A 16,356-nucleotide genomic window follows, 5' to 3' on the forward strand; every position below is an offset into this window, starting at 1 on the left:
GGAGAGGGGTAGCCACGAACTCTGCTCTCGCCGGTGGCTACCCCCCTCTCTGCCCCTCCCCCACAAGGGGGGAGGGAGCGCAGCGTGCCCTGTGCGGGAATGGTCGCTACGGCCAGTCAGTTCGACTTCGTCACCGGTGCGGCTGCCGGTTGCGCCGCGGCCTGCGGAGCGCGGCCGACGACGACGGTCAGGAGGCCCTGGCCCCAGAGCCGCCTTGCGGCCGCCTTGGCGTCGTCCATGGTGACCGCATCGACGACGGCGTTGCGCTTCTCGATATAGTCGATCGGCAGCTTGTCCTGTTGATATTGCAGCAGCGCCTGCGCGAGCTTCGAGGAGGTGTCGAGCGCCAGCATCTGCGAGCCCTTGAGGTAGGACTTGGCCTCGTCGAGCTCCTTCTGCGTCGGGCCTTCCTCGGCGATCCGGCGCACTTCCTTGTCGATGGCGTCGATGGTGTCGCCGGCGCGGTCGGCGCGGGTGCCGGTATTGCCGATGAAGACCGCCGAATGCTCCATCCAGAGCAGCGATTCGAACACAGAATAGGCCAGCCCGCGCTTCTCGCGCACCTCGCGATAGAGCCGCGAGGACAACCCGCCGCCGCCGAGGATGTGGTTGACGACATAGGCTGCCATGAAGTTCGGATCGCTGCGCTTCACCCCGGGGCCGCCGAAGGTGATCACGGTCTGGGGCACGTCGAGCGTCACGAAGGCGCGTTGCGGCGGCTTTGCGGCCTCGACGTCGGGGACCGGCACGAGATTGGCCTTGGCAGGCAGGCTGCCAAACGTGTGGTCGAGCAGCTTGCCGAGCGTATCGGGATCCACGTCGCCGACCACCGCGATCTTGAGCGTGTCCTTGGCGAGCACGCGGCCGACATAATCCTTCATATCGGCAACCGTGATGGTCGGAACGCTGTCGAGGTTGCCGTTGGACTGCCGACCGTAGGGATGACCGCCGAAGGCGACCTCGAGGAATTTGCGGCTCGCCAGCGAGGTCGGGTTGGTGGTCTCGCGGCGCAGGGCCGAGATTACCTGCGAGCGAATGCGTTCGACGTCGGCAGTTTCGAAATGCGGCGAGGTCAGCGCGCTTCGCAGCAGGTCGAAGGCCTCGTCCTTGTTGTCGCGCAGCATGCGCAGGCTGCCGCGGAAGGTGTCGCGGGTTGCGCTGAAAGAGAGCTCGATGGCGCGGCGATCGAGTCGCTCATGGAAGGTCTTGGAATCGAGATCGCCGGAGCCTTCGTCGAGGAGATCGCCGACCAGATTGGCGACGCCCGACTTGTCCTTGGGATCCTGGGCCGAGCCGCCGGCAAAGGAATATTCCATGGCGATCAACGGAACGGTCGCATCCTGCACGAACCAGGCCTCGATGCCACCCGGCGAGGTCAAGTGCTGGATCTTTGCAGCCGCCTGCGACGGCGAAACGGTAGCGAGCGCGAGTGCTGCGCCGGTGGCAAAGGAGAATGCAACGCGTCGAAGGAAGGGATGGGTCACGAACGCTTCTCCTCGCGCTTGGCGGCGCCGGTGTCCTTGATCAGATAGCCCGTCACCGAGCGCTTCTTCTCGAGCCATTTCTGCGCGACGGTGCGGACCTGCTCGGCGGTGACGGCGCGGATGCGATCTGGCCAGCTCCGGATGTCCTCGATCGACAGGCCCGTGGTCAATGCACCGCCATACCAGCGCGCCAGCACCGCCTGGTTGTCCTGAGCGTAGATCGCCTCGGCGATGAGCTGGGTCTTGACCCGCTCGAGATCCTCGGCACGGATCGGATTCTGCGCGATGTCGGCAATGACGCCGTCGATCACCTGCTCGACCTCAGCGAAGCTGACGCCGGATTTGGGGGAAGCCGAGATCGCGAACTGGGTCGGGTCGAGCGAGATGCTCGAATAGCTGGCGCTGGCGGAGACCGCGAGCGGCTTGTCGACCACGAGCGCGCGGTAGAGATAGGAATTGCTGCCGCTGCCCATCAGCTGCGCCAGCACGTCGAGGGCCGCGCTTTCGCCGGCCGCAGCCGTGGTCGCCGAGGGCACCAGGTAATAGCGTCGCAAGCCGGGTTGCTCGACGCGCGGATCGGCCAGGGTCACGGAGCGCGGCGCCGCGGGCTCCGGCTCCTGCGGGCGGACGCGGCGCGCCGGGATTGCGGGCTGGGCCGGGATGGAGCCGAAATTGCGCTCGACCAGCGGGCGGATGTCGGCGGGCTCGACGTCGCCGGCGATCACGAGGGTCGCGTTGTTCGGCGCATAGAAGCGGCGGTAGAAGGCGAGCGCATCCTCGCGATCGAGCTTCTCGATCTCCTGATGCCAGCCGATCACCGGCCGGCCGTAGGGATGATTGAGATAGAGCGCCGCCATGATCTGCTCGTTCAGCCGCGCGTCCGGATTGTTGGCGACGCGCATGTTGTATTCTTCGAGCACGACGTCACGCTCGGGCAGCACGTTCTCGTCCTTGAGGATCAGGCCGGTCATCCGATCGGCCTCGAACTCCATCATCTTCGGCAGCTGCTCTTTCGGTACCCGCTGGTAATAGTTGGTGTAGTCGACCGAGGTCGAGGCGTTCTCGTTGCCGCCGACGCGGAGCACGGTCTGGGAGAATTCGCCGACCGGATGCTTCGATGTGCCCTTGAACATCAGGTGCTCGAGGAAGTGCGCGAGCCCGGACTTGCCCGGCGTCTCGTCCGCCGAGCCGACCTTGTACCAGATCATCTCCGTGACCACGGGCGTGCGATGGTCGGGGATCACCACGACCTGGAGACCGTTGCTGAGCGTGAAACTGGCGGGCGGCGCAGACGTGACGGTCGTCTGGGCGAGTGCGCTGCCGACGTCGAGGGCAGATGTCGAGAGCAGCGCGGCGAAGAGGCAGGCAACCGATCGGTGTGAGGACATCACGATCCTTGTGAAAGCCCGGACTCCGATGTCCGGGCGTGAAAACACGGCATGCTACACCGCGCAACTTTGAGCTTCGGGTCACGAAGCAGAGAACGCGGTCAAGTTGTACTTAAAAATAGGTCATCTGCCGCGTCCGGCCTACACCGTACGATTGCGGCGGGTCTACGCCTGGTTGCGACGGGCAAGGAGCCTATTGCTCCCTTTCCTTACCCGACCTGACGTCGAAATAGGTCCGCCGCGACTTATCCTCGCCGGTACCATAGGCATAGCTCGACGAAGGCGTCTGATATCCCGGCGGCGGCTCGGTCAGAGACTGACGCGGCGGCTCGGACGTAAATGGCTTGTTCTCGCTCTTGTTGTTCGAAAACATGTTCCACAGACCGCCGGTATAACCGAGCTCGGCCGGGCTCATCGTCGGGTGGTTGACATCGCCGCCCGGCGCGACCGGATCCCTGCTGGTCTTTTCGGCGGCGGCCGTCTTGCTGGCGCTCAACTCGGCGGGCGACAGCGGCTGGGCGTTTTTCCAGTACTCCTCTGCCCCGTTGCGGCCGCCCTTTTTCCGCTGAGCGACGGCCTCCTTGCGGCGCCTCACGTCCGGATCCTTCGGCCAGTTCGGTGCGTTGGCGGCGTCGGCGCTGGCGGGCGGCGGCAAATCGAGCTTGGGCGGCACCACCAGCGGCGACCGCTCGCGGTACTCAATGCCCTTCTTTTCCATACCCTTGGCGCCAATACCGGACATCAGATTGTCGATGAGCTTCTCTTCGAAGGTCATGTCGTCGTCGTCCTCGCCGTCGTCACCGGCGCGGGCGGCGCCAGCCGACATGACGAGACCGATGCCGAGCGCGACAGCGGACAATTTCAACGCCCGCCAGAACCCCTGCCGGGGGTCTCCAACCATCGAACTGCTGGTCTTCGAGCTGCGCATCACTGTACCTGTTCCAAATTGTGGCAGTTTGCCGCTCTCGCGCGGCATAATCCCTCGCAAAAGCAAGGTTCCGCCTGCCGGTCCGTATCGGCCGGGATCAGGGCGCTTTTGCGGCGGGTACCCCCAGGAAGGAATCATACAATAGCGCCGCCACGCCAGCAACGATGGCCACGTCCGCGAGGTTGAACACGTACCAATTATAGGTCTTTCCGCCGATCTCGATGTGGAACAGGGCGAAATCGACCACCGCGCCATAGGCCAGGCGGTCGATGCCATTGCCGATCGCGCCGCCGATGATCAGGCCGAGCGCGATGGTTGCCAGCAGGGTGTGCGAGCGGGCCATCCAGATCGCCAGCGCGACCACGGCGAGGACCTTGACCGCCATCAGCGCCATTTGCGCGGCCTGACCGTCGTTCTGGAGCCAGCCGAAGCTGATGCCGATGTTCCAGGCCAGCACCAGGTCGAAGAACGGGGTCACGGTCACCGCGCCGCGACGGGCGAGGTCGAACATGTTCAGCAGCCAGAGCTTTGAGGCCTGGTCGGCCACGAGCGTGACCACGGCCGTGAGGATGCCGGCGCGAAGCGGGGTCATGGGCGGGTGATCTCTGTCGCCACCACAAGCACCGCCGTCGTCCCGGCGAACGCCGGGACCCATACTCCGAGGCGATCATTGTTTGAAAGACTCGTGGTCATCAGCCTTCGCTGCAATCGGCGGTGGTGGTTATGGGTCCCGGCCTTCGCCGGGACGACGCAGAGTTAAACGCTGACCCCCAGCGCTTTCCATTCGCGCAGCGCCTTGGCGTCGCGCGGGGTGACGTCGGGGTATTCGGGGTCTTCACCCACCGTCGGCGAAATCTTCCAGGAACGGGCGCATTTGGTGCCGACCGCCTTTTCCACCACAACCGCCACGCCTGGAACCGCATCGAGACGGAAGGCGGAAGCCGGCGCCTCGCCCTCGCGCACCTCGTAGTTCGAGGTGATACAGATCTCGGCGAGGTCGGTGTCGAACAGGGTTGCAAGCATGTCGCGGTCGGCGACATAGATGCCCGGCGATGCCTCCAGCGACGAGCCGATGTTCTTGGCGGCGCGTTCGAGCTCCAGCGCACCGGTGACGACGCGGCGGACGTTGCGGATCGCTTCCCACTTCGCGGCGAGCTTGTCGTCGCGCAAGCTTTCGAGGTCGTCGGGAAACTGCGTCAGGTGAACCGAGGGCTCGGCGTTGGGCCTGTACATGCGCCAGGCTTCCTCCGCGGTGAAGCTGAGGATCGGCGCCAGCCATTTCAGGATCGAGCTGCACAACAGATCGATCGTGGTCAGCGCTGCCTTGCGCGTCGGCGAGGACGGCGGATCGCAATACAGCGTGTCCTTGCGGATGTCGAAATAGAACGCGGAGAGCTCACTGTTCAGGAAGGCGGACAAGGTTGCGACCACGGTCTTGTAGTCGAACTCCTGATAGGCCTTGCGGACGACGGCAGCACGGACCGCGAGTTCGTGCAGCATCAGCCGTTCGAGCTCGGGCATGTCGGCGGGCGCGACTGCGTCGGCCGGCTTGTAGTGATCCAGCGTTCCCAGCATCCAGCGCACGGTGTTGCGCAGCTTGCGATAGGTCTCGATGGTGTTCTTCAGGATCTCCGGACCGATGCGCTGGTCGTCGGCATAATCGGTGGCGCAGACCCACAGGCGCAGGATATCCGCGCCCGAATCCTTGATCACCTTTTGCGGCTCGACGGTGTTGCCGATCGACTTCGACATCTTGCGGCCATTCTCGTCGAGCGTGAAGCCGTGGGTGAGCACGATGTCGTAGGGCGCGCGGCCGCGCGTGCCCGCGCTTTCCAGCAGCGAGGAATGAAACCAGCCGCGATGCTGGTCGCTGCCTTCCAGATACATCACGGTGTCGTCGCCGCCATCGACCTTGCGGACGATATTGCCGAGCTGCGGGAAGTTCTGGCGATTCTCGAGCACGAAGGCATGTGTGGAGCCGGAATCGAACCAGACGTCGCAGATGTCGTCGATCTTCTTCCAGTCTTCCTTCGCGCGCGATCCAAGGAAGCGCTCGCGGGCGCCTTCCATGTACCAGGCGTCGGCGCCTTCCTCCATGAAAGCCTCGGTGATGCGCTGATTGACGATCTCGTCCTGCAGGATCTCGGCCGAGCCGTCGCTCTTCTCGCGCACGAACACGGCGATCGGAACGCCCCAGGCGCGCTGGCGCGAGATCACCCAGTCCGGACGGTTGGCGATCATGCCGTTGATGCGGTTCTCACCCGACGGCGGCACCCATTGCGTGACCGAGATCGCATGCAGCGCGCGGGCCCGCAGTGTATCGCCCTTCTTGGCGTGGCCATCTTCGCTGATGTCCTTGTCCATCGCGATGAACCATTGTGGCGTGTTGCGGAAGATCACCGGCTTCTTCGAGCGCCAGGAATGCGGATACTGGTGCTTGAGGCGGCCGCGCGCGAGCAGCTTGCCGGCCTCGACCAGCGCCTTGATCACGGCCTCATTGGCATCGCCCTTCTCGCCCTTGTCGTTTAGCACGCGCTTGCCGGTGAAGCCGGGGGCCTGCCCGGTATAGGCGCCGTTCTCATCGACAGTGTAGGGGATAGCGGTCGAGATGCCGCGCTCATCGAGCTCGCGGGTGTTGGCCATCCACACGTCGAAGTCCTCGCGGCCGTGGCTCGGCGCGGTGTGCACGAAGCCGGTGCCGGTATCGTCGGTGACATGCTCGCCGGCGAGCAGCGGCACGATGAATTCGTAGCCGCCATCGAGGCCGCGCAAGGGATGGGCGCACTCCACGGCGTCCAAGGTGTCGCCGGGAATGTCGCGCAGCTTCTCATAGGCCGTGACGCGCGCCTGCTTGAATACCTCTGCGGCGAGCGCATCGGCCAGGATCAGGAGATCGCCGGTCTTCGCCCAATTGTCTGCGGCCGCATCCGTCACCTTGTAGAGGCCGTAGGCGATCTTCGGCGAGAACGAGATCGCGCGGTTGCCGGGCAGTGTCCAGGGCGTGGTGGTCCAGATCACGACCGAAGCATTGGCGAGCGCACCATGTGCCGGGGACGTGACGGGAAACTTCACCCACACCATGTCGGAGGTGTAGTCCTCGTACTCGACCTCGGCCTCTGCAAGCGCGGTCTTCTCGACCACGCTCCACATCACCGGCTTGGAGCCGCGATACAGCGTACCGTTGGCGGCAAACTTCATCAGCTCGCGGGCGATCTGCGCTTCGGCCGGATAGCTCATCGTCTGATAAGGATGATTCCAGTCGCCGATGATGCCGAGCCGCTTGAACTCCTCGCGCTGCACGTTGATCCAGTGTGTCGCATAGGCGCGGCATTCCTTGCGGAATGCCACCATCGCGGCGGAGTCGCGGAAGTCGGGCTTCTGCTTGCCCTTGGAGCGGTAGTTCTCCTCCTCGATCTTCCATTCGATCGGCAGGCCGTGGCAGTCCCAGCCGGGCACATAGTTGGAGTCGAAGCCGAGCATCTGCTGGCTCTTGGTCACGACGTCCTTGAGGATCTTGTTCAGCGCGTGCCCGATATGGATGTTGCCGTTGGCGTAGGGCGGGCCGTCATGCAGCACGAATTTGGCGCGGCCCTGGGCTTCCTGGCGCAGCTTGTCGTAAAGGCCGATGTCGTTCCAGTATTTCAGCAGCTCCGGCTCGCGCTGCGGCAGGCCGGCGCGCATCGGGAATTCGGTCTGCGGCAGGAACAGGGTTTTCGAATAGTCTTTGGCTTCGGATTTTTGGGACTTTTGTGGCTTGTCGGACATGAGGCTGACTGGCTCGGAAGGGGCGCGGGAACGGATGGCGATGCGGAATCGCGGGTGAAACGACAACATCCCGGTCTTGCGCCGAGCCGAAGGCTCAGGCGGAAGCCGGGCCGCTAATCCCTATGATGCGCCGCGCAAACATGGGCTCTCCATAGCAGGGGGCCAAGGGAAGCGCAAAAGGTTCGGCGCGCCCGTTTTCGGCCTCAGTCGATCGTCCCAAGCCTCGGAAACGCGTCCGGGGCGGCGGCGAGCATGGCGCGGGCACGGGCGGAATCGTCGTCCATCTGGCGGATCAGGGCCTCCAGGCTGTCGAATTTCAGCTCCTCGCGGATGAAGCCGATAAAGGCGCAGTCGAGCGTCTGTCCGTAAAGATCGCCCTTGAAGTCGAACAGGAAGATTTCCAGCAGCGGCGCACCATTATCAAACGTCGGGCGGCGGCCGAAGCTTGCCACCCCATCCAGCCGCTCCGCGCCGCGGCCGACCCGCACCGCATAGATGCCGTGCTTGAGGCCACAATTGGCATCGAGGCGGATATTGGCGGTGGGATAACCGAGGTCGCGGCCGCGCTTCTCGCCGTGGATGACCTCGCCGGTGATGAACCAGGGCGCGCCGAGCATGGCCGTGGCCTCGTCGAGTTGGCCTTCGGCGAGCGCGATCCGGATCGCGCTGGACGAGACCGGCCGCTCGTCGATATCGACATGCGGCTGCACGTCGACCTCGATGCCGAGCCGGGGCGCCTCGTTGACGAGGAGGCTCGGCGAGCCGACCCGACCCTTGCCGAAATGGAAGTCGTAGCCGACGGCGATTCCGCCGATGCCCAGGCGCCCGATCAGGTCGTGGTGAATGAAGTCTTGCGCGCTGGTCCCGGCGCGGGACTTGTCGAAGGTCATGACCACGGCGCCGTCAAGTCCGGTGCCGGCCAGAAGCCGTAGCTTGGCACGCTCGTCCGTCAGGCGGAATTGCGGGGTGTTGGGGCTGAAAAACCGGCGCGGATGCGGCTCGAAGGTCAATGCCAGCGCAGGGCGGCCATGTATCCGGCCCATTTCCAGGGCTGCGGCGATCACGGCGCGATGGCCGAGATGAACGCCGTCGAAATTGCCCATGGCGACCACGGCACCCCTTGCAATGGCGGAGTCCGGCGTGGTGTCGCGGATAACGGTAAAATGCGGAGCCATCAGGGGAATCTCGAGCCGGCGGGACCGGCCGGGACCGTGGCGCGACGGGCCGGATGAAGTCAAGCGGGAGGGGGCGGCCGCATCGAAAGCGATATCAGTCCACCGGGGGCGTTCCCAGTTAACGCGCTGTTTAACGCCTTGGTGCTAGTCCTTGGGCATGGAACCGCGGGGCTCCGGCCCGGCTGGTCCGATCGTAATATTTCCTGGTTTGCGTTTGGGGGAGTCGAGATGGCGGTTGATTTGTCGATGTCGGTTCTGGTGGTTGACGACTACAGCACCATGATCCGTATCATCAGGAACCTCCTGAAGCAGCTTGGCTTCGAGAATATCGATGATGCAAGCGACGGTTCGGCAGCGCTGAACAAGATGCGCGGCAAGAAGTACGGGCTCGTGATTTCCGACTGGAACATGGAGCCGATGACGGGTTACGACCTGCTGCGCGAAGTGCGCGCGGATCCGAACCTCGCCACCACGCCCTTCATCATGATCACGGCCGAATCGAAGACCGAGAACGTGATCGCGGCCAAGAAGGCCGGCGTGAACAACTACATCGTCAAGCCGTTCAACGCGGCGACGCTGAAGACCAAGATCGAGGCGGTCTTCCCGGACATGGCGAGCGCGTAAGGCGCGATCGAAGCCATCGATTGAATTCGGAAGGCCCGGGCGATTGTCCCGGGCTTTCTGCGTCGGGTTCGTCGTTCCGGATTCGATGCCCCAAATCAACCGGGAACGACGATCAGCCTCGCTACCACTTCAGTTCGCGCATCAGCGCCTTCGGTGGATGGCCGAACAATTCCAGCACCGAAGCCGGGTCGAGCTGGTCGAGACCCTCGAACTCCTCGGCATGGATGCCGCGGGTCACGAACAGGCAATCGATGCCGAACGCGCGCGCGCCGGTGAGGTCGGTCCGGACGGAATCGCCGATCGCGAGCACCTTTTTACGGTCGATCTGGTGGCCTTGGCGTTCGCCGGCGAGCGCCATCGCGCGCTCGTAGATCGGCCGGTGCGGCTTGCCGTAGAAGATCACCTCGCCGCCGAGCTCGCGATAGAGCTCCGCGATCGCGCCGGCGCAATAGATCAGCCGGTCGCCGCGTTCCACCACGATGTCGGGGTTGGCACAAACCAGCGTCAGCTTGCGCTCGCGCGCCTTCAGCATCATGCCGCGATAGTCTTCCGCCGTCTCGGTCTCGTCGTCATAGAGGCCGGTGCAGACGATGTAATCGGCTTCCTCCAGCGGCGCGGTCGCCGCATCGAGGCCGCGATAGATCGAGTTGTCGCGCTCGGGGCCGAGCCAGAACATCTTGCGGCCGGGATGGTCGGCGACATAGAGCCGCGTCAGGTCGCCCGAGGACACGATCGCGTCATAGGTCTCGTCGGCGACGCCGAGCTTGCGCAATTGCCGCTGCACGGAGTCGGCCGGGCGCGGCGCGTTGGTGATCAGGATGACCGTACCGCCGTGGCTGCGATAGGTGTGCAGCGCCTCGCAGGCTTCGGGGAAGGATTCGAGACCGTTATGGACCACGCCCCAGATGTCGCTGAGCACGACGTCCACGCCAGCCACGAGTTCACGCAGGCTTTCGGCGAAATGCAGCGTGGTCATGATGCGCGCGGCCGATCAGATGCGGCGCGCGAGCGCGGCGTTGCCGGTGACGCGCTGTGGCGCGGACGCAGCCGACGTTGCGCTTGAGCTCGGTGTGCCGGAGCCATTGGATCCCTGAGTGTCCTGTGCCTGGTTCGGCGCGGCGGTAGCAGATGACCCCTCCGGCCGCAATGGCCGGGGCGGCGCGAACAGGAACCCTTGGCCGAACCGCACGTCATAGTCGAGCAGGTCGATCACGGCTCGCTCGCCCTCGATCCGCTCGGCGATCAGATCGATGCCGAAGCGGCCGAGCAGGTCGGAGAGGTCGGACGGATGGATGTCCGAGGCCGAAGCCTGCCTGGGGTCGAGCAGGAGCGAGGCAGGCACCTTGATGAAGCGCACGCCGCGATCGGCGAGCTCGCGCGGTTCGATACGCAAATCGGTGACATGGTCGATCGAGAAACGGAAGCCGCGCTGGGCGAGCGCGGCGAGATTCTCGGTCTCGGCCGGGCCGAGATTGCGGAAGGTCGATTGCTTGAACTCCAGCACCAGCGAGGGCGCCAGCGCCCGGTTGGCTTCGAGGAAATCGAGGTATTGCGCGAAGGTCGTGGAATTGCCGAGCGTGGAAGCCGCGACGTTGCAGAACACGCCGACCTCCTTGTTGCGTACCATCAGGCGTCGCAGCACCTGCACGCAGCGCAGCATCACCATGTTGTCGATGCGCCCGATCAGGCCGGAGGCCTCGGCGATGCTGATGAACTCCTCGGCCGCGACCAGCTGGTCGCGCTCGTCGCGCAGGCGCGTCACGGCCTCGTAGAAGCGGACCTTGCGCTGTGGCAGCGTCACCATCGGCTGGAGGAAGATGTCGATGCGGTTCTCGTCGATCGCGTTGCGGAGCGTCGCCAGCAATTGGGTCTGGTTGCGGCCGTTGGCGGTCTGAACCGGATTGGCGGTCTGGGTCGGGATTGACGGTGGTGCCGGCCGTGGCGGCGGCGCGGGCGCCGGGGGAGGGGTGGCCGGCCGCTCCTCCTCGAATGAAGCCATCAGGTCGAGCGGCGCGTCCGGCTCCAGCCTCGCGACCGGAGCGGGGGCGGGGGCCGGCGCGTTGCCGGCCATCAGATCCTCATGCGCCGATACGGTGGTGGCGAGCTGCCTGACCAATCCGCCGAGCTCGTTGATCTCGCCGACCACCGACTGGATGCGGTCTGAGTTGGCCGAATTGGAGGAGGCGATGCGTGCTTCGATCGTGGCAAGCCGGCGGCCGAACTCGGCGACCTGGCGGGCGAGGTCGGCGGTGCCGCGCGAAAGATCGGTGATCTGGCCGCCGACGTCGCTGCGGTCGCGCAGTCGCATCGACACTGCATTGTAGAGGATCAGGAAGGTCAGCGCCGTCAGCGCCACGATCGCGGATTCGGTTCCGCTGATCCCGGCGACCGCGTAGAGCACGAGCCCAAGCGAGGCGGCGACCAGAACCATGCAGATGGCGATGAAGATCGTCGAAATACGAATCATGCCGCGCGTTACGCCTCAAGAGCTGACTGCCTGACCGGGAAAATACGGGTGCTGTCTCGAACCCGTCACGCCGCATGCTCCCCCAAGCGGCATGAGCTTAACATCATTGTTGATTCGAGGGGATAGCGGCTCTCTTGCGGCTCAAGTCAGGCCGGCCCGGCGAAAACCTTCCAGATAGCGCTCGCGGTCGGGGGCGAGCTTGATCGGCATGAACTCTGCGATCCAGGCGAGCGAGACGTTCGGCTGGGCGCGGCGGAGTTCCTTCAGCGCCGCACGGGCAATCTCGCCGTGACCCGCCATGCCGGCGGCCGCGGTCAGCACCCGGTGCGCGCCGACGAAGTCGCTACGCTGGCGCAAGGCCTCCTGGGCGAGCCGGATGGCCTCCTCGTCGTCGCCGCCAAGAAAACGGGCATAGGCGGCGATGCCGAAATAGACGGGAGCATAGGGGTCGCGCGGACTGAGACGGATGGCGCGGCGCGCGGCCTCGTCGGCATCCTGCCAGCGCCCGCAATAGCTCAGCGCCAGGCCATAATAGCCCTGCGCCAGCGCAAAGTTTGGATTGAGCCGCAGCGCGGTCTCGAATTCGGCAAGCGAATCGTCGAATCGCCGCGCGAACAGATCGACATGGCCGAGCGCATTATGGGCCCAGGCATCCTCGTTATCGGCGCGAATCGCAGCCCGCGCCGCACGCTCGGCGGCCGGCATTGCCGTGGTCATATCCATCCAGCCCATATGCGCCGTGAACATGTAGCTGGTGCCGAGCAGTCCGAGCGCCTTGCCGTAGTTGGGGTCGAGTGCGATGGCCTTTTCGAGCAGGGCCTGTGCGACCAGGTGGTCCTGCCGTGTCACGCGCCAATAGTGGGAGAGCGCGCGCATCAGCAGATCCCAGGCATCCATGCTCTCGGGCGCCTTGCGCTGGGCGCGAAAATTTTCCGCAGCGTAGAGCTGCGGCTCGATCGCGGCGACGATGTGTTCGGTGATCTCGTCCTGCACGGCGAAGACATCGGCGAGCTTGCGGTCATAGCGTTCGGCCCAGAGATGGCTGCCGGTGGCGGTGTCGTTGAGCTGCGCGGTGATGCGGACGCGGTCGCCCTCCTTGCGAACGCTGCCCTCCACGACATAACGCACGCCGAGCTCCTCGGCGATTTGTCGCAGGTGAACCGTGCGGCCCTTGTAGATGAAGGAGGAGTTGCGCGCGATGACGAAGAACCATCGCAGCTTCGACAGCGCCGTGATGACGTCCTCGCTGATGCCGTCTGAGAAATAATCCTGCTCGGCCTCGCCGCTCATATTGGTGAAGGGCAGGACGGCGATCGCGGGGCGGTCGGGCAGCGGCAAGCCTGCCGGTGTCGGAGCAGCCGGCTTGATCGCACCAGCCGGGTTTGTCGCCCCGGTGAGCTCAGTCACCTCGCCGACGAACCGCACGCCCTTGCGCGCAATGGTGCGGATCAACCGCTGCTGCTCGCCAGTGTCGTCGACCGCGCGCCGCGCAGCGTTGATCCGGCTGGTCAGTGTCGATTCCGAGACGACGCGGCCGTTCCAAATCGCATCGAGCAGATTGTCCCGCGTCACCACGCGCTCGCGGTTGCGGACCAGATAGAGCAGAAGGTCGAACACCTGGGGCTCAAGGGAGACGAGCGCACCCGACCGCCGCAGCTCGCGGCGCTCGGAATCGAGCATGAAATCCTCAAATTGGTACGCCACGCTGCGCCCCGGTCCACACTCGGAAATCAAGGTGCTCTCAGCCTAAAATAATGCCGGTCTCAAGGCCAGAAGGCCAGATGCGCCCTATCGTCCCGGCGTTTTCAACCGCAGGAGATTGCCATGTCGACATCCGCCGCCCTCAAGCCGACCGCCGTCCAACCCGATCTTGCTGCCGTCAAGCAGCGTCAGCACGTTGCGTGGTCGTCCGGCGACTATGCCATCGTCGGCACCACCTTGCAGATCGTCGGAGAGCAGCTCTGTGAAGCCTTGGATTTACGTGCCGGCAGCAAGGTGCTGGATGTCGCCGCCGGCAATGGTAATGCGACGCTGGCCGCCGCACGACGCTGGTGCGACGTGACATCCACCGATTACGTGCCGGCGCTGCTCGAGCGTGGACAGGAGCGGGCGACGGCGGACCATCTGACGGTCGAATTTCGCGAAGCGGACGCCGAAGCGCTCCCCTTTGCCGATGCGAGCTACGATGTCGTGCTCTCGACCTTCGGCGTGATGTTCACGCCCGACCAGGACCAGGCGGCCTCCGAGCTCGCGCGGGTCTGCAAATCCGGCGGCAAGATCGGCCTTGCCAACTGGACGCCGCAGGGCTTCATCGGCCAGCTGTTCAAGGTTATCGGCAAGCATTTGCCGCCGCCGGCCGGTGTGAAGTCGCCGGCGCTGTGGGGCACGCAGGCTCGACTTGAGGAAATGTTCGGCGGCGCGGCCTCGGATATCGCAGCCGAGCCGCGCATGTTCGTGTTCCGCTATCGCTCGCCCGACCACTGGCTCGACGTCTTCAAATCCTATTATGGCCCGATGCTGAAGGCCTTTGCGGCGCTCGACGAGACCAGCCAGGCCGCGCTGCGGCACGATCTCATGACCCTGCTCGGTGAGTTCAATCATGCCGATGACGGCACGGTGGTCGTGCACAGCGAATATCTGGAGGCGGTGATCACCAAGCGTTGATTGTGGTCGAGACATGGTCAGGCCGGCTTCGGCCTGACCATCGCGTCAGGATGGCACTGCGGCGCCGACCGTGTCGGCCGAGACGGCCTGGCGGGTGCCAAGCGGCTTGGGCGCCCCCGTGGTCGTGTCGCGCAGGGTCTGCCGTTCGATCTCCGAATTCAGCTCGGCCCCGAACATGATGACGATGGCCGACATCCACATCCACATCATCAAACCGATCGCAGCGCCGAGCGAGCCGTAGGTCGCATTGTAATTGGCGAATTCGGACAGATACCAGGACAGCAGCGCCGAGCCGGCGATCCAGAGGATCGCGGCGGTCACTGCGCCGGGGCTCAGCCATTGCCAGCGCGGGGCGTCGCGGCTGGGCGCGAAGCGGTAGAGGACGGCGAGCGCCGCAAGAAGAATGACGAACAGCACCGGCCATCGCGCCAGCGCCACGATCGTCTTGCTTTCGGGCGCCATGCCGAGGTGATTGAGCGCGAGCGGGAAGGCAACGACGGCGCCCACCATCAGCAGCAGGGCAACGATGCCACCGACCGTGAAAGCCAGTGAGACTGAGTTCAGCCGGATGAAGCTGCGCTTTTCACGCTCTTCATAGGCGACGTTGATGGCGTCGAAGATGGCCTTGACGCCGGCATTGGCGCTCCAGATCGCGAGGACGAGGCCAAACAGGAAAGTGAAACCAAGGGTCGCGCCGCCGTTCGACACGACCCGGGCGACCTGGTCCTCGACGATCTGGAATGCGCCTTCGGGCAGCATCATCGCGAGCGATTGCAGGTTGGAACTGATCGTCGAGGGGTCGGCGAACAGGCCATAGAACGAAACCAGAGCCGTGATCGCGGGAAAGATCGCGAGCAGCCCGAAAAAGACGACGCCGCCGGCGGTCGCGAGCAGGCGATCGTCGTCGATGCGCTGATAGGTGCGCCAGAAGACGTCCTTCCAGCCTGCCCAAGGGATCGCGAACGGGCTTTTCGCGCGGCGGCCGCGGCCGGGCTGCGAGGCGGCACCCGTCGGGCTCGTTTCCGGCGAATTCGCCTCGCCTTTGCGGTGGTCTTGCGGAGGTCCCGGCCGGACCATGCCGGAATCCTGGAAATACCGTTCCGCGGTGAGCACGAACACGGTCGTGGCTGCCACTAACAGCCAGCTGTCAAATTGTTCGGCGCGCCGCATAGGCATTCAGGTCTCCGCTCCGTGGCCGTTACGCCGCCGGCGCGCGGCCGTGAGCCCGACCAGCCCAACGGCCGCGAGCATCAGCCCGAGTTGCACGGGCCGGTTGGACCGAGCCGGCCACGTGCTGCCGCCATGTCCTGGTTGATGTCCTCGTTCGCCCGGCGCGAGCGGCGCCAGGGGAATTGTCGTGGCGACCTCTTTCACCGCCTGTTTCACCGTTCCGCGCGGGATGCGCGGGGTGGCGATCGCCACGCGCAGGCGGCTGGCGAGCGGCACGATCGGCTTGGTCTTGCGCTTCATCTGGGCCATGGCCACGCCGGCGCAGGAGGCGGCCAGGATCAGAAGCACGCCGCCAACGGCGCCGAACCCCCAGAATTGCCCGTAATGGATTGCAACCCAGCGGTAGAGCGCGATCAGGCCGACGAAGAAGGCTGCGACGACGAACAAGCCCGCAACCGCGAGAAGTCCGGCCGCAGTCGCGTACGACGTCATGCGCCCTGTGGCCTGATTGCTCCGGTCACGGGCATAGGACTGGGCGGCGCGCTTGAGATGGTTGAGCTTGAGCGCGACGCCGGCGCGCAGCAATTCGCCCGATGGCGCAAGCATGCGGTTATCCTCCGAGTGCGAGAAAATTCGTCGGGGGATGAACGTGGCGGTATTTGACTTGTTCCGAACGAGGTCGGCCGCCGCA

At 65.0% G+C, this 16,356-nt stretch carries 13 protein-coding genes; 2 read left to right on the forward strand and 11 right to left on the reverse strand.

The features are described from left to right. Positions 1–116 precede the first annotated feature (116 nt). From AC0L2J_RS10050 to AC0L2J_RS10075, 6 genes are all read right to left on the reverse strand, one after another. Entirely contained in the window at positions 117–1,484 is a 1,368-nt protein-coding gene (locus AC0L2J_RS10050) for a M16 family metallopeptidase (RefSeq protein WP_473247205.1), read from the reverse strand. Beyond that, a complete protein-coding gene (locus tag AC0L2J_RS10055) occupies positions 1,481–2,872 on the reverse strand; it encodes a M16 family metallopeptidase (protein WP_007614914.1) in 1,392 nt (463 codons plus the stop codon). Before AC0L2J_RS10055 ends, AC0L2J_RS10050 begins: the two co-directional genes overlap by 4 nt. 193 nt (positions 2,873–3,065) lie before the next feature. Beyond that, positions 3,066–3,800: a hypothetical protein gene (locus tag AC0L2J_RS10060; RefSeq protein ID WP_473389417.1), complete on the reverse strand. Its 735-nt coding sequence runs from the start codon at positions 3,798–3,800 to the stop codon at positions 3,066–3,068. 97 nt (positions 3,801–3,897) lie between these two features. After that, a complete protein-coding gene (gene lspA / locus AC0L2J_RS10065) occupies positions 3,898–4,392 on the reverse strand; it encodes a signal peptidase II (protein ID WP_007614911.1) in 495 nt (164 codons plus the stop codon). 164 nt (positions 4,393–4,556) lie between these two features. Next, positions 4,557–7,565, reverse strand: a complete 3,009-nt coding sequence (ileS, locus tag AC0L2J_RS10070) for an isoleucine--tRNA ligase (protein ID WP_473389034.1) — start codon at positions 7,563–7,565, stop codon at positions 4,557–4,559. A gap of 203 nt (positions 7,566–7,768) precedes the next feature. Next, complete coding sequence (locus AC0L2J_RS10075; RefSeq protein WP_007614906.1) at positions 7,769–8,740, reverse strand: bifunctional riboflavin kinase/FAD synthetase; 972 nt, start codon at positions 8,738–8,740, stop codon at positions 7,769–7,771. 228 nt (positions 8,741–8,968) lie between these two features. Between AC0L2J_RS10075 and AC0L2J_RS10080 the strand changes: the two genes are divergently transcribed. After that, complete coding sequence (locus tag AC0L2J_RS10080) at positions 8,969–9,364, forward strand: response regulator (RefSeq protein WP_007596883.1); 396 nt, start codon at positions 8,969–8,971, stop codon at positions 9,362–9,364. Between the two features lie 121 nt (positions 9,365–9,485). Here AC0L2J_RS10080 and AC0L2J_RS10085 read toward each other — a convergent pair whose 3' ends face one another. The 3 genes from AC0L2J_RS10085 to AC0L2J_RS10095 all read right to left on the reverse strand — a co-directional run bounded on the left by AC0L2J_RS10085 (position 9,486) and on the right by AC0L2J_RS10095 (position 13,535). Then, positions 9,486–10,340, reverse strand: coding sequence for a TIGR01459 family HAD-type hydrolase (locus tag AC0L2J_RS10085; RefSeq protein ID WP_007614903.1), 855 nt, complete (start codon positions 10,338–10,340; stop codon positions 9,486–9,488). Positions 10,341–10,355: 15 nt separating this feature from the next. Further along, positions 10,356–11,831: an EAL domain-containing protein gene (locus AC0L2J_RS10090; protein WP_473389035.1), complete on the reverse strand. Its 1,476-nt coding sequence runs from the start codon at positions 11,829–11,831 to the stop codon at positions 10,356–10,358. A gap of 141 nt (positions 11,832–11,972) precedes the next feature. Continuing rightward, positions 11,973–13,535 (reverse strand): winged helix-turn-helix domain-containing tetratricopeptide repeat protein, encoded by a 1,563-nt coding sequence (locus AC0L2J_RS10095; protein WP_473389036.1) that lies wholly within the window; start codon positions 13,533–13,535, stop codon positions 11,973–11,975. Positions 13,536–13,655: 120 nt separating this feature from the next. Between AC0L2J_RS10095 and AC0L2J_RS10100 the strand changes: the two genes are divergently transcribed. Continuing rightward, positions 13,656–14,495 (forward strand): class I SAM-dependent methyltransferase, encoded by an 840-nt coding sequence (locus tag AC0L2J_RS10100; protein ID WP_473389037.1) that lies wholly within the window; start codon positions 13,656–13,658, stop codon positions 14,493–14,495. A gap of 45 nt (positions 14,496–14,540) precedes the next feature. On the opposite strand, the gene AC0L2J_RS10105 is transcribed toward AC0L2J_RS10100, so the two are convergent. Then, the gene (locus AC0L2J_RS10105) at positions 14,541–15,671 is read right to left on the reverse strand and encodes a YihY/virulence factor BrkB family protein (protein WP_473389038.1); all 1,131 of its coding nucleotides are present in this window, start codon (positions 15,669–15,671) and stop codon (positions 14,541–14,543) included. Then, positions 15,672–16,271 (reverse strand): phage holin family protein, encoded by a 600-nt coding sequence (locus AC0L2J_RS10110; RefSeq protein ID WP_473389039.1) that lies wholly within the window; start codon positions 16,269–16,271, stop codon positions 15,672–15,674. Positions 16,272–16,356: the final 85 nt, after the last annotated feature.

It is taken from the genome of Bradyrhizobium sp. MV1.5, from assembly GCF_055807615.1.